Origin of the sequence: Veillonella sp. CHU740, assembly GCF_003992055.1 — a bacterium.
Taxonomy (GTDB): domain Bacteria; phylum Bacillota; class Negativicutes; order Veillonellales; family Veillonellaceae; genus F0422.
Window position 1 is genome coordinate 131,778 of record NZ_RQVD01000003.1, and the last position, 12,869, is coordinate 144,646.

Annotated in this window: 17 protein-coding genes; all 17 read left to right on the forward strand. The window is 38.4% G+C overall.

Features of this window, described 5'->3' with window-relative positions; all coding sequences use genetic code 11:
- Positions 1-222 precede the first annotated feature (222 nt).
- The 17 genes from EO115_RS02875 to EO115_RS02955 all read left to right on the forward strand — a co-directional run bounded on the left by EO115_RS02875 (position 223) and on the right by EO115_RS02955 (position 12,819).
- Entirely contained in the window at positions 223-1,236 is a 1,014-nt protein-coding gene (locus EO115_RS02875; RefSeq protein WP_126937480.1) for a GspE/PulE family protein, read from the forward strand.
- Complete coding sequence (locus EO115_RS02880) at positions 1,233-2,228, forward strand: type IV pilus twitching motility protein PilT (protein ID WP_240628923.1); 996 nt, start codon at positions 1,233-1,235, stop codon at positions 2,226-2,228. Before EO115_RS02875 ends, EO115_RS02880 begins: the two co-directional genes overlap by 4 nt.
- A gap of 12 nt (positions 2,229-2,240) precedes the next feature.
- Entirely contained in the window at positions 2,241-3,416 is a 1,176-nt protein-coding gene (locus EO115_RS02885; protein WP_126937481.1) for a type II secretion system F family protein, read from the forward strand.
- 8 nt (positions 3,417-3,424) lie between these two features.
- Complete coding sequence (locus EO115_RS02890; protein WP_126937482.1) at positions 3,425-3,802, forward strand: competence type IV pilus major pilin ComGC; 378 nt, start codon at positions 3,425-3,427, stop codon at positions 3,800-3,802.
- Between the two features lie 22 nt (positions 3,803-3,824).
- A complete protein-coding gene (locus EO115_RS02895) occupies positions 3,825-4,439 on the forward strand; it encodes a prepilin peptidase (RefSeq protein ID WP_126937483.1) in 615 nt (204 codons plus the stop codon).
- A 29-nt stretch (positions 4,440-4,468) separates the two neighbouring features.
- Positions 4,469-4,903, forward strand: coding sequence for a hypothetical protein (locus EO115_RS02900; protein WP_126937484.1), 435 nt, complete (start codon positions 4,469-4,471; stop codon positions 4,901-4,903).
- Positions 4,904-5,025: 122 nt separating this feature from the next.
- A complete protein-coding gene (locus tag EO115_RS02905) occupies positions 5,026-5,250 on the forward strand; it encodes a hypothetical protein (RefSeq protein ID WP_126937485.1) in 225 nt (74 codons plus the stop codon).
- A gap of 22 nt (positions 5,251-5,272) precedes the next feature.
- Complete coding sequence (locus EO115_RS02910; RefSeq protein ID WP_126937486.1) at positions 5,273-5,857, forward strand: hypothetical protein; 585 nt, start codon at positions 5,273-5,275, stop codon at positions 5,855-5,857.
- Complete coding sequence (locus EO115_RS02915; protein ID WP_126937487.1) at positions 5,814-6,275, forward strand: hypothetical protein; 462 nt, start codon at positions 5,814-5,816, stop codon at positions 6,273-6,275. The genes EO115_RS02910 and EO115_RS02915 overlap by 44 nt, the downstream gene beginning before the upstream one ends.
- Before the next feature lie 9 nt (positions 6,276-6,284).
- Positions 6,285-7,112 (forward strand): hypothetical protein, encoded by an 828-nt coding sequence (locus EO115_RS02920; protein ID WP_126937488.1) that lies wholly within the window; start codon positions 6,285-6,287, stop codon positions 7,110-7,112.
- Complete coding sequence (locus EO115_RS02925) at positions 7,102-7,644, forward strand: hypothetical protein (RefSeq protein ID WP_164724036.1); 543 nt, start codon at positions 7,102-7,104, stop codon at positions 7,642-7,644. The genes EO115_RS02920 and EO115_RS02925 overlap by 11 nt, the downstream gene beginning before the upstream one ends.
- 79 nt (positions 7,645-7,723) lie before the next feature.
- The gene (locus tag EO115_RS02930; RefSeq protein WP_164724037.1) at positions 7,724-8,062 is read left to right on the forward strand and encodes a hypothetical protein; all 339 of its coding nucleotides are present in this window, start codon (positions 7,724-7,726) and stop codon (positions 8,060-8,062) included.
- 84 nt (positions 8,063-8,146) lie between these two features.
- Positions 8,147-8,710: a shikimate kinase gene (locus EO115_RS02935; RefSeq protein ID WP_126937491.1), complete on the forward strand. Its 564-nt coding sequence runs from the start codon at positions 8,147-8,149 to the stop codon at positions 8,708-8,710.
- A gap of 1 nt (position 8,711) precedes the next feature.
- Complete coding sequence (gene pfkA, locus EO115_RS02940; protein WP_126937492.1) at positions 8,712-9,671, forward strand: 6-phosphofructokinase; 960 nt, start codon at positions 8,712-8,714, stop codon at positions 9,669-9,671.
- 139 nt (positions 9,672-9,810) lie between these two features.
- Complete coding sequence (locus EO115_RS02945; RefSeq protein WP_126937493.1) at positions 9,811-10,878, forward strand: efflux RND transporter periplasmic adaptor subunit; 1,068 nt, start codon at positions 9,811-9,813, stop codon at positions 10,876-10,878.
- On the forward strand, positions 10,878-11,615 hold the full coding sequence (locus tag EO115_RS02950) for an ABC transporter ATP-binding protein (protein ID WP_126937494.1): 738 nt from the start codon (positions 10,878-10,880) through the stop codon (positions 11,613-11,615). The genes EO115_RS02945 and EO115_RS02950 overlap by 1 nt, the downstream gene beginning before the upstream one ends.
- Positions 11,608-12,819: an ABC transporter permease gene (locus EO115_RS02955; protein WP_126937495.1), complete on the forward strand. Its 1,212-nt coding sequence runs from the start codon at positions 11,608-11,610 to the stop codon at positions 12,817-12,819. The genes EO115_RS02950 and EO115_RS02955 overlap by 8 nt, the downstream gene beginning before the upstream one ends.
- Positions 12,820-12,869: the final 50 nt, after the last annotated feature.

Below are 12,869 nucleotides of genomic sequence, written 5' to 3' on the forward strand. Positions count from 1 at the left end.
ACAACTACATAGTGCTGTATTAGCAGTCATAAGATTAATTCTTATGACTGCTTTTTTCTTTGTATTCAATTACGAAGATTGTCATTATGTTAAGCAAATTTACTTATATCATGGACTACGAGTCAATGCTGATTGTCAGGAAATAGTGACTGTTAAGAGTGTTTGCAAGGGTATTTATGGCATAAGAAGAATTGTAACTATACGAGTAAAGGAGGTGATGGAATGTACCATGTGGAAATTGAACTAGATCATTTTTTTCAAAGGGCCTATGAAAGTGGAGCTAGTGATATGCATTTTGATACATTAGAAACAGGTGTACAAGTTAGATTTCGTATTGATGGCAGATTACAACACATAGATACTATTCCCATGCCAGAAGGCGAGCAAGTCATTAATCGCTTGAAATTATTAAGTTCCTTAGATATTAGCGAGAAACGATTGCCACAAGATGGGCGGTATGTATGGAATCAAGATGGTAAATCTGGGACAATACGGATGTCATCGCTACCTGGTGTATATGGTGAGAGTTTAGTATGCAGGCTATTTTGGCATGATGAACAGATCCGTTCTCTAGAGGAACTAGGTATGCCTGATGCTGTTAGACAGGAAGTGTATCAATTATTAGCAAGGCCACATGGTCTATTATTAGTCTGTGGTCCAACAGGATCTGGTAAAAGTTCTACTTTATATGCTCTTTTACAAGAATTAAATGGAGATGAAGAGCAAGTTATTACTCTAGAGCACCCAGTTGAAAGGATTGTACCGAAAGCAGTACAAATAGGAGTCAATCCAGGAATAGGAATGACGTTTAGTAAAGGGCTTAAATCTATTTTAAGACACGATCCCGATACGATTGTAGTAGGAGAAATTCGAGATCGTGAAACAGCAGAATTAGCCGTACAAGCTGCATTGACAGGGCATCGTGTGCTGTCTACGATTCATACCAATAGGGCTACTGGTGTGATAGAACGATTAGTGGATATGGGTGTAGAAGAATACATCATCCGAGCTACTCTGATAGGAGCGATTTCTCAACGTTTAGTTCGAACGTATCATGATGGAACGTATCGAGGGAGATGTGGGTTATTTGAACTATTGTCTATCCCTAAGGACAATCATGAGTGGAACCATATAGAGGACCATGTAGTATGTACCTTAGAAGACGCTGCATCTCAAGCTGTCACTGCAGGGGTTACAACCACGGAAGAAGTGCGTCGAGTGGGGGTATTATTGTGAAATGGAATCTAATGATAGAACATGCAATTCAATTAGGCGCCACAGATATCCATATACAACAGGGCTCTATTTATTGGAGATTAGGTATGGATGTACGTGCTACGGATTATACGGTGACAGAGGAAGATATTGATGAGTTTATCTGTGAGCAAACTGAGGAACCTATAGATACTATGATGTCTTATGATGGGGCGATGACCTTTGAAGGGTATCGAATTCGCGTTCACCTATTTCGATGGAGATGTGGTTGGGGAGGTACTTTGCGAATTTTATATCCACCAACTGCTGGGTTAGATACATCAGAAGAAGGTAATTTATTGCGTAAGATTACATCCTTTAAAGAAGGATTGGTAATTATTGCAGGAGCTACTGGCTCGGGTAAATCCTATACGTTGACATCTTGTTTAATGCATATTAACGAGACTATGCACCGTCATATTATCACTTTAGAGGATCCCATTGAATATGTCTTAGAACACAAGCGGTCTCTTATCCATCAGCGTGAATTACATAGTCACTTTCATCATATGGCGGATGGCATACGGGACGCACTGCGAGAAGATCCAGATGTGATTTTAATTGGAGAAGTACGTGATAAGGAAACTTTAGAAGCTGCGCTGCATGCGGCTGAAACAGGGCATCTTGTTTTTGCTACCTTGCATACACAGCGCGCAACTATGTCGATTAACCGTATGATATCCATGTTTCCTGCTCATCAGCAAGAGGAAGTGCGAACACAACTTTCACAGATATTACGAGCCGTTATATGTCAACGCCTAGTTGTTATAGAGGACAGGTTTATTCCCGTTCGAGATATTTTAATTAATACACCAGCTGTAGCGAATTTGATTCGACAAAGGAAAGAACCACAGATTGTATCCTTACAAGAAACACAACGACCTATGAAAACGTTGGAAATAGCAGTAGCAGAGCTTAGAAAGACCTATGGATCGTTGCCAATGTTGGATGCAGTGCTGCAAGTAAATGGATAACTAGGGGGATGTATGAGTTGGTATACCTACGAAGGATTTACCACAGAAGCAAAAATTGTGTCAGGAAAAGTATGGGGAGATTCAGAAGAAGAAGTATTACTCACGTTAGAGTATCAACGAATCAAGCCGATTCGAATTGACCGTACAACTGATAATAAACAGCAAAGACATTGGAAACATAAACATATGATTCAATTTTCCTACCGATTACACATGTTATTAGGAGCGGGTATATCCTTGAAAAAGGCATTAGACATGCTTGTGGATACTACGCAAACAGGAATTCCCTATCAAGATATTCGGGAAGATGTGAAAAGAGGTATGCCTCTATCTAAGAGTATTGTTAAGTATGGGTGTCCGTCTATTGCAGTCATTATACTGGAAGCAGGAGAATCATCAGGTACTATTGTAGAAGCCTTGGAGATGATTCACTGTATGTATGAAGAAGAATATCGATTACGGCAGCAAGTCATATCGGCTATTACGTATCCTTCATTTTTGCTAATCTTAATGTTGGTTTTTATTGGTGTAGCGATAGGGTTTATTTTACCTCAATTTGAGTCAGTATTTATGACTATGCATATTGCGCTGCCACCATTTACGGCTATGCTATTTTCAGGAGGTAGATGGCTTCAGCATAATGGCTTATTGTTAGTAGGCTGTTGTACAGTATTGGTGCTACTCGTTTGGTATATATACCATTTAGATAGTATTAAAACTAAGGTGCATCGATATGTGTGGAGGTGGATACAAAAAAAAGAATGGGCTATTGCTTTCACATTAGTACGAATGAGCCAACTTTGGAAGTTATTAATTGCCAGTGGTATTCCTATTCTACAAATGCTAATGATGACAGAATCACTTTGGGGCAATCTATGGGCAACCACATTACAGAAGCAAGTGAAAGATACAATATGCCAGGGTCATGGGTTTACAGAGTCATTACGCACCGTAGAATTAGGAACTCCACTAGTGTGGGATTTGCTACGTATTGGTGAAGAAACTGGGGATATTGAAAGTATGCTAGAACAGATTCATACGTATTACCAAGGAATCGTGAATCGCACAATGAAACGAGGAGAACAATTACTAGAACCTATTATGCTCAGTATTATGGGCGTCATTATCGCTTTACTCGTGGTAGCAGTGATGTTACCTATGTTTAATTCAATTTCAGGGATTCAATAGGAGGACATATGGAAAGAATTCGTCAACGAATACTAAACAAAAAACAACGTTCACAAGGTGGCTTTACATTAGTTGAGCTAATGGTGGTTGTAGCCATTATTGCGATTTTAGCATCATTAGCAATGCCACAATTTTTAAATGCTTCTAATAAAGCAAAGGAAGCAAAAATTAAATCAGATGTTACAACCATCTCTAATGCAGCACAGTTGTATATGATGGAACAATCTACAGATTCTGTTCCAACAGTGGACACATTATATAAAGAAGGGTACTTAACAGAACATGTGAAAACACCGAAAGGCGGGGAGTATACCGTAACAAGCGTTCAAAATGAAGGTGGTAAAGGAAAGCATATTGCTGTTACTGCACCAGATAGTGAAAATTAATTAATAGAAGGAAGAGGGAATCATGGAATATGTTATTGGAGGTGTAGCTGAACTTCTAGGGATTGTTAGCCTCTATCTCATTGTCTCTTGGAACTATATAAAAGAACATATTGGATGGTTTTGCATTATCACTATTCCTCATACAATAGGAACATTAGCGCTAGTATATGCCTTTGAACTCGGATGGATCTCTAATTTAACTCAATTGGTATTACTTCATATGTTGGAAATAACGCTCTTTTGGGGATCTACCATCGATAAGCTGTATTATATTCTCCCTGATGAGGGAGCGATACTTATCTGTATATGTGGATTTGTCTACCAATGGATAGGATATGGAGAGATGAGTTTAGTCATAGTGAGAGCACTTTGTATGGGTGGATTATGGTGGTGTTTACGATGGATAAGCCGTGGTGGTGTTGGTTGGGGTGACATAAAATGGCTTATGGCGATTAGTTGCTGGTTATCTTCTTTGGATTGTCTTATCTTATGTGGGCTATCGTCAATCATCGGTATCATCTATAGCTGTATGGTACGGTGTACAACCTCAAAACATATCTATATTCCCTTTGGTCCTTCTTTTAGTGTCGCTACTATGATCCTTGTTATATATCCTAGTATGAGGTGGATACCGTGAAAGATAGGGTTAACTCTTGTAGAGGTTCCATGTTAGTAGAAATACTCATTTATTTACTGATAGTATCTATTGTTATCGCCATGGTTGGACTACTTAATACGAGTGCTCGAAAAGAATATACCGAGTTTGATCGAGAGGGACGGCTATTATTTGCTCACATGAAGCGGATACAGTTAGCAACATTATATGGAGATTTACAGCATGGTGTAGGAGTTAATCGTATTCTTTTAGAACCACATGCATATCGGTACATGAATGATACAAAAGGGCTGGTGTATCACACATTGCCAGACTCTATGCACTTAGAGTTTACTGGACGTAGAGCAGCAATTACTTTTGAGATGGCACGAGGAATTGGCAAAATATATACAGTTACATTAGTAGATGACAAGATCCGATATAAACGAACTTATATTTTTGCACAACAATCGGGTCGTATACGATGGGAGGAATCAAGGTTTTGAAAGCAACATCTAGTTCTGGTTTTTTGTATATGGATGTACTCGTATCATTATTTGTGATGAGTGTATTTTGTTCTGTCCTAGGTATGCTGATGATACATAGCATTCAAGAATATAGCCATATAATGGAAGAAGATCGAACCTTGCAAGCTATGACGTTATATATGGAGGAGGGAAAAGCAGCTTGGGTTAACAATAGTTCTATAGAAGAAAACCCACCGCCCATAGGAATGTATACCTTTCAAAGAACAATAGAGGAAGGAAGCAATGGACTCTATATACTCTCGGTGGTAGCATATCGACACGAAAAAGAAGCACATCGGTTTACTACGTACTTGCTAGGAAAGTAATCTTATAGATAGGTGCTACACTATGAAATTTGCAAGTATACATAGGAAAATAAAAACAAATTCAGATGCAGGGTATATATTGGTAGAAGGTCTCATCGCTAGCGTTTTACTTGTCATTATTATCACTTGCTTTTTAGTACTAATAAGTCATGGAATTAAGTCTCTACATATGCTGCATCATCGTCATGAATTACTATTAGATGCTAGATTTAGTAGGATACAAGTTATGAACCGCATTCGTTATAGTCCTGTAGTTCCTACATTACATAATCATGGGCTAGAGGTGAGATCCCCCTATCATTGGAGACTGGGACTATATAAATATTCTTTAGTGACGATTCTATCGAATGGTCAAAAACAAGATATTACAGAAAGTGAAATTAGTCCTGAGGTAGCCAGTATATGGGTATATCCGTTGGATAATATAGTCTTTCAACAAGAAAAAAGCGGATTGATTACGATGCAGTGGTATTCTCAAATACAGCCCTATTGGGAGCGATTGCATGTACATTTTATAGAAGGTGGAAACCATAGGTATATTGTTACAACTGGAGTAATGCCATATGCAACCTATTTGGAAAAACTATATAAAAGAGATGATGCATAGTCATAAAGAGGGATTTATTTCTTACATGATTATCTTAGTAGGGATGGCAACAATCAGTATATGGGCCGCTTGGCAGAGTATGGTAAGCATTACATATCAAAGCATGATTGATGAATACAGGTTTGTACAATGCCAATATGGTATTGAAAGAGGAATGCTGTTAGCAACGAGAATAGATTATTTTTTAGCACATCAAAAGGAAATTACAGGAAGTGGATCACCAAAATTAGTCGTAGAAGATAAGGAAGATGAACGAATTACTGTTATCTATTATAAAAAGAACAATACGCAGTATAGAATTCGATTAGTTTGTGAACATATGCCAACAGGAATACATATACAAAAGGATATTTACGCGCAAGCAGTATATAGAGAGGGAATATTGCAAGAGATTCAAATCAAAGAAGTAGTAGAATGAGGAGGTATTATGAAGCAAAAACGCGTTATGGCAATTGTAGTAGGTATAGATGAAATTGTAGGTATAGTAGCCTATAAAGTAGATGGGCAGACTGTGATAGAAAATGTAATTACGCAACATAGAAGGGGAACCATTGAACAAGATACGGAAGATTTCTTTGATTTATATGGAGAAGAGGACGCCTGGATAGGATGTGTATATGAAGGAGCTCTGCGTGCTATTTGTATGGAAACACCACAAATGGAGGTCGGTGATCAATATAGCTTTGCAAAGCGTGAAGGATTTCGTGCATTTGATAGTGAAGACGCACCTGTGGCAATAGATTATGCATCTAGACCTTCAAAGAATGGTATGCTTTTGTTGATAGTAGCATTAAATAACAAAGATGGGAGAGGGATGGCAAAAGCTATTCAAAGAGGGCAAGGACATATCAAAGTGATTACATATTGGCCGGAACCATTGGCACATAGCAGAGGTAGAGAAGAATCTATGCTATTTATCTATCCTGAGACAGATGGAGTTCGTGTATCTTTGTGGAGTGATACGTTTTGTATAGCTAACGAACTAGTAACAGAGGAAGTTGTAGATATTCTTCAGGCTTGTGATAAGCTTATCAAACAAGGAGAGAACTGGCGCATTCCTTATCCAAAAGGTGTTGCTATCACTGGGTTTAAAGGAGATGTGGAAGCTATGTATGAAGATGTATTTACTAGGTATGGTGCCTTAGAGCAAGAGGCAGTACATTTGGTAGGCAAAGGAACAGATTATAATTCAGAATCAATGATTCATGAGATGGCTATGGGATTAGCAAAACGGATATTATTATATGTGGAATAAAAAGACAATCAACTTTATTGATCCAGACATTCAATGGATGTGCTGGTATATAGAATATAAAAGAATAGTATGGATATTTTTGACTATGATTGTCATGTGTTTAGTACTATCTATCGTATATTGTGGAAAACAATATATTGTATATCACGACATGTTACAAGAGTATGAAACAGTGCAGTCGCATCATATCGATGCAACAGAAGCACATCAAGTATATGATGCCTATCGAAAAGGTGATAATGAATATACGCAAGGAACAATGAAAGAACTAATCCATATATTAGATGCAGCAAATGTACATCATATACAACTAGTAGAATGGTCTACCATGGACCAATGGTATTTAGAAGCACGAGGTGCTAATAAAGAAGACTTACATCAATTTAGCGCATCCTTGTCTAGGCTAGGAGGGCCACTCCATTATGAAGAAATGGTGGAAAAGGAACCCACGTCTTCAATGTATCGTATTAAGATTACAGGTACTATGGAACGGGATACAAATACGAAAAAAACTTCTACTCACAATACCTAGCCTATACTTTTTGATAGTAAGTGTGGCACTTGGTATGGGTAGCTATTATGAAAGAGAATGTACACGTATTAGCGAGGTAATGACAAAAGAACAGCAATTGCAAGAAGGGGAAACGTCATTTTTAGAAAGTGAAGGATATCAATATATAAAACAGTTAGATGAGGAGATACTAGATGTGGAAGGGTTGGATCATATACTATTGAGCACTATAGGAAATACACCTATTATTGTAGTTAGTACGCACAAAGAAGATACCTATATAGAGGTAGTGCTACAAGGATCTACTATAGATATGATTCAGTGGATGGTTGGAGTAGAAAAAATACATCCTACTATCCAATTTAAAATAGAAAAAATTACTCATGTACAAAGTGTAACAAAACTACAATGTAAGATACGTGAAAATCATAAAAAATAGGTCTCTATGTTTGTCAAACTATAGTCGAGTATAGTAAAATAAAGTAAAAATTACTATTACATGGAAGAAGAGATATAGTATAGGATGAAAACGACTATTAGGAGAAATATTATCCTCATTGGATCAATGGGGAGTGGAAAAAGTCACTTAGGTCGAAATTTAGCAGATGCTAAAGGCTGGCAATTTGTTGATACAGATCGGATATTAGAAAAACGATATAATATGCCTATTGCTGATATATTTAAAACAATAGGTGAAAAAGCGTTTCGACGCGCAGAGTTTGAAGTGATTAAGAAGGTTGCTATGTATCATGAAGCAGTGATTTCTGTAGGTGGAAACTTTCCTCTTGACATGAGAACGTTACGATATATGCAAAAATATTCTTTCATTGTCGGTATTAGGGCCTCTCATTTTAGGATTGTAAATCGAGTCAATCGATGGATAGGCAAACGGCCGACGATGAATTATGATGATGTATCTGGATATGTAGCATGGATGATGCGGAGGTGGAAGCCCCTCTATCGTAAGTGTGATCATGTGCTAGATACAACACATAGTCATACAGATGAGTTAGTGACTAGTATTGATGCATCAGTTCGTTCGAAAGGTATATATTTTAAACGGCGAAAAGTACACCAAGGTGAATAATATGAAACGTATAGGTATCTTAACGAGTGGTGGTGACGCACCAGGAATGAATGCAGTGATTCGTTCCGTAACAAGAAGTGCAATTTATGAGGGCCTCGATGTAGTAGGAATACAGCGAGGCTTTTCGGGCGTTTTAGAAGAAGACTTTGTTCCTTTGACTAGACGAAGTGTAGGCAATATTGTGAACAAGGGAGGAACGATTTTAAAATCTTCTCGTTGCCTCGACTTTAAAGAGATAGAACATCAAAAGCGAGGGTATGAAAATTTAGTCAAACATGGCATCGACGCTCTAGTAGTAATCGGAGGGGACGGATCCATGTGTGGTGCTAGAGTGTTATCCGAATTAGGCTTACCAACGGTTACGATTCCCGGCACCATTGATAAAGATATGAATGGTACAGATTATACGATTGGATTTGATACAGCACTGAATACGATTATTGATGGGGTTAGTAAGATTCGAGATACATCTACTGCCCATGACCGAGTGGCCATTGTAGAAGTTATGGGACGCCACGCAGGACATATTGCAGTCTATGCTGGTGTTGCTTGTGGTGCAGAGGTTGTCCTTACTCCAGAGGTGCCCATGACTTTAGAGGAAGTAAAACAGTCTCTTGAGGCAACGACAAAAAATGGGAAGCGAAATAGCATTATCATTGTGGCTGAAGGCGCTTATAGCGCTTATGAAGTGGCACAGTATATTAAGACCCATACAGAGTATGCACCATCAGTTACCGTATTAGGATATTTGCAACGGGGAGGAGCTCCATCAGCCTATGATGCCTTGATGGCCGCTCGTTTAGGTGAATCCGCAGTGCTTGCTTTGTTAGAGGGCAAATATCATCATTTAATAGGTGTACAATGTCACTCCATTCATATTGTTTCTTATGATGTAGCAGAAGTTTCAGAATATCCATTAGATACATCTTTGTATCGATTAATTCGTATATTAGGTCAATAAACTTCATAGTAAGTTCATGTGTGTAGTGTATAAGAAAAGAAAATCGATATGGTTTTCTTTTTCTTTTTGTACATACTACTATTATGATGTATCAATATATTTTTATACTATGAGAATAACATAAGAAAGGAGACTCTCTATGTGGAAACAAAAAAAGTTATGGGCCCTTATTGTTGGGGTACTCGTAATTGTAATTGGGGGATGGCAATGGTTTGCTAATGATGATGCAAAAAGTGCGCCTACCTATACAACGGGAAAAGTGACGAAGGGAAATATTTCTTCTACCATTAGTGCTACAGGTACGATCAACCCAGTGCATTATGTAGATGTGTCTACTAATATCCCAGGAAAATTACAATCGGTACTAGTAAAAGCAAATCAAAAAGTATCTGCAGGACAAGTGATTGCTACTATTGATGCACGTCAATTACAGGCGTCTGTCGATAATGCTAGAGCTACACTGAACCAAGCATCTACGGATTTAGATCGGTATCGTGTATTAGCAGCGCAAGGAGCTGTATCTCAACAAACCTATGATAATGCATTAGCTGCTTATGAAAAAGCAAAAGCAAGCTATGATCAGGTGGCTGCTAATTTGGCAGATAGCACGATTACAGCACCGATGGATGGAACAATTATAGGAGAGCCGTTAAAAGCTGGACAAACGATTGCAACAGGCATTTCTACACAGATGATCATTGCTACGATTGCCGATTTATCAGAATTAGAAATTTATTTGACTGTGGATGAAACTGATATTGGTAGTGTAAAAGAAGGTGCCAAAGTGGACTTTACAGTAGATGCACATCCAGGAAAAACATTTACAGGTACGGTAAAAGATATTTCTTTAGGTACTAAAGGAAATATGGGCACGACTAGTTCTTCTGTTGTGTATTATACAGTTCGAGTGTCTATTCCATCTGCAGATGTAGATAATTTCTTCCCTAGTATGACGGCCCGTGCTACGATTCACGGTGAAGAACGTCAAAATGTATTGGTAGTTCCATTGGCAGCTGTTCGTTCTGATAAAGTAGGAGAATTTATTTATGTCATCAAAGATGGCAAACCTGTGAGAACCAGCGTAAAAACAGGTATGACTGGTGACACTACCATCGAAATTATATCAGGCGTTGCTGAAGGCGATGAAATCGTTGTCAGTGGAGATATTACAGCTTCTAAAAAAACACAACAGAGGGGGCCATTCTAATGGAAACGCCTAAAAAACCAGTTATCAACTTAGATGGAATTACCAAAACCTATGTAAATGGAAAGTTAACGGTACCTGTATTACATGGTATTAACTTGTCTATTTATGAAGGGGAATTTACTTCTATTATGGGGCCATCAGGCTCTGGTAAGTCTACGTTTATGAATATATTAGGCTGTTTAGACAGACCCACTTCGGGATCGTATTGTTTAGACGGAGAAGAAGTAGCGCACCTTACTGATGATGAATTGGCCTATGTGCGAAATAAACGGATCGGATTTGTATTCCAAAGTTTTAACCTACTTCCTAAACTAACAGCCCTAGATAATGTGGCATTACCTATGGTATATGGAGGTGTGTCAAAGCAAGAGCGAATAGAACGAGCTAGTCAACTGTTAACTGATCTTGGGTTGGGAAGTCGACTCGATCATATGCCTGCAGAACTATCTGGTGGTCAACGTCAGCGTGTGGCGATTGCCCGTGCGTTGGCTAACGATCCTGCTATCATTATGGCTGATGAACCTACGGGGAATTTAGATTCAAAAGCAAGTTTAGATGTAATGCATATCTTTACGGAATTATATCAAGAAGGTCGTACTATAATTTTAGTCACTCATGAACCAGATATTGCTGAATATGCAGGTCGCAATGTGGTATTAAAAGACGGTCTTATTGTAGAAGATAGAATGAATCCATATATGAAAGGGTTGCAGTTAGGAGGTGAAAGCCATGTATAAAGAAGGTTTCTTAATGGCTTGGTCATCTCTAATAGCCAATAAGATGCGATCCTTATTAACTATGCTTGGTATCATCATTGGTGTAGCAGCAGTGATTGCCCTCGTTTCTATCGGATATGGAGTGCGTCAACAAATTACAGAATCTATTTCTAGCTTGGGTAGTAATCTATTAATGGTATATCCCGGACCACCTCGTACACCAGGTGTAAGACCACCATCGGGGGCAACAAAATCGCTGAAGCTTAGTGATTATGAAGCGATTACGAAGCTAGACAGTGTGGAGGCTGCATCTCCAGTGGCGGCTAATACATATCTTACTGTATACATGAGTAAAAACTGGACAACTACTGTCAATGGAGCTAATGCTGACTTTCAATATGTGAATAACTGGACCTTGAAAGCGGGACGTTTTATTAGTGAAAGTCAAATTGAACGACGTGAAAGGGTAGCTGTTATTGGATCCACTGTAGCAAAAAACTTATTTGCTGGAGAAGATCCTATTGGCAAGGATATTCGTATTTATAATAGCCCCTTTAAAGTGGTAGGTGTTCTTGACGAAAAAGGTTCTGGAACAATGGGAAATGATCAGGATGATGTGATTGTAGTTCCCTATACGACAATGATGGAACGTGTCATGGGTGTTGATTATTTACGTACCATTTTAGTACAAGCTAAAGAGGGGCAAGACTTAGAACGTGTGCAAGTAGATATAGAGAATATTCTACGAGCTAGGCATGGTATTAGAAACCCCGACCTCGATGATTTCAATGTCAATAATATGGCGTCTATTATGAAAACTGTAGAAGAGAGTACTTCTAGAATGACTATATTCTTAGGAGCAGTGGCGGCCATATCCTTACTTGTAGGTGGTATTGGGATTATGAATATTATGCTTGTATCCGTTACTGAGCGTACGCGAGAAATCGGTGTACGCAAAGCATTAGGTGCAACATATCGTACTATTATTACTCAATTTCTAATTGAAGCCGTTGTAATGTCTTTGGTGGGAGGAGCCATAGGCATTATAGTTGGTATAGGTGCGTCGAAGTTAATTGGAGCGGGAGCCAATTTAAAAACTGTTGTGACCACAGGGCCTATTATTTTGTCGTTTGGTTTCTCGATGACCATTGGTTTAGTATTTGGTTTATATCCAGCGAGAAAAGCAGCAAAATTAAACCCAATCGATGCATTACATTATGAATAGATTAAAATAGCCGATACTGAAATAGATCTATGCAGTTGATATGACTATTT

What these genes read in the sequence shown, in the direction of transcription:
- EO115_RS02905 (WP_126937485.1), top strand. Translation starts at nt 5,026, where the DNA reads ATGGAAGAAGATCGAACCTTGCAAGCTATGACGTTATATATGGAGGAG.
- EO115_RS02910 (WP_126937486.1), top strand. Translation starts at nt 5,273, where the DNA reads ATGAAATTTGCAAGTATACATAGGAAAATAAAAACAAATTCAGATGCA.
- EO115_RS02950 (WP_126937494.1), top strand. Translation starts at nt 10,878, where the DNA reads ATGGAAACGCCTAAAAAACCAGTTATCAACTTAGATGGAATTACCAAA.
- EO115_RS02925 (WP_164724036.1), top strand. Translation starts at nt 7,102, where the DNA reads ATGTGGAATAAAAAGACAATCAACTTTATTGATCCAGACATTCAATGG.
- EO115_RS02935 (WP_126937491.1), top strand. Translation starts at nt 8,147, where the DNA reads ATGAAAACGACTATTAGGAGAAATATTATCCTCATTGGATCAATGGGG.
- pfkA (WP_126937492.1), top strand. Translation starts at nt 8,712, where the DNA reads ATGAAACGTATAGGTATCTTAACGAGTGGTGGTGACGCACCAGGAATG.
- EO115_RS02895 (WP_126937483.1), top strand. Translation starts at nt 3,825, where the DNA reads ATGGAATATGTTATTGGAGGTGTAGCTGAACTTCTAGGGATTGTTAGC.
- EO115_RS02945 (WP_126937493.1), top strand. Translation starts at nt 9,811, where the DNA reads ATGTGGAAACAAAAAAAGTTATGGGCCCTTATTGTTGGGGTACTCGTA.
- EO115_RS02955 (WP_126937495.1), top strand. Translation starts at nt 11,608, where the DNA reads ATGTATAAAGAAGGTTTCTTAATGGCTTGGTCATCTCTAATAGCCAAT.
- EO115_RS02885 (WP_126937481.1), top strand. Translation starts at nt 2,241, where the DNA reads ATGAGTTGGTATACCTACGAAGGATTTACCACAGAAGCAAAAATTGTG.
- EO115_RS02900 (WP_126937484.1), top strand. Translation starts at nt 4,469, where the DNA reads ATGTTAGTAGAAATACTCATTTATTTACTGATAGTATCTATTGTTATC.
- EO115_RS02920 (WP_126937488.1), top strand. Translation starts at nt 6,285, where the DNA reads ATGAAGCAAAAACGCGTTATGGCAATTGTAGTAGGTATAGATGAAATT.
- EO115_RS02890 (WP_126937482.1), top strand. Translation starts at nt 3,425, where the DNA reads ATGGAAAGAATTCGTCAACGAATACTAAACAAAAAACAACGTTCACAA.
- EO115_RS02915 (WP_126937487.1), top strand. Translation starts at nt 5,814, where the DNA reads ATGCAACCTATTTGGAAAAACTATATAAAAGAGATGATGCATAGTCAT.
- EO115_RS02875 (WP_126937480.1), top strand. Translation starts at nt 223, where the DNA reads ATGTACCATGTGGAAATTGAACTAGATCATTTTTTTCAAAGGGCCTAT.
- EO115_RS02930 (WP_164724037.1), top strand. Translation starts at nt 7,724, where the DNA reads ATGACAAAAGAACAGCAATTGCAAGAAGGGGAAACGTCATTTTTAGAA.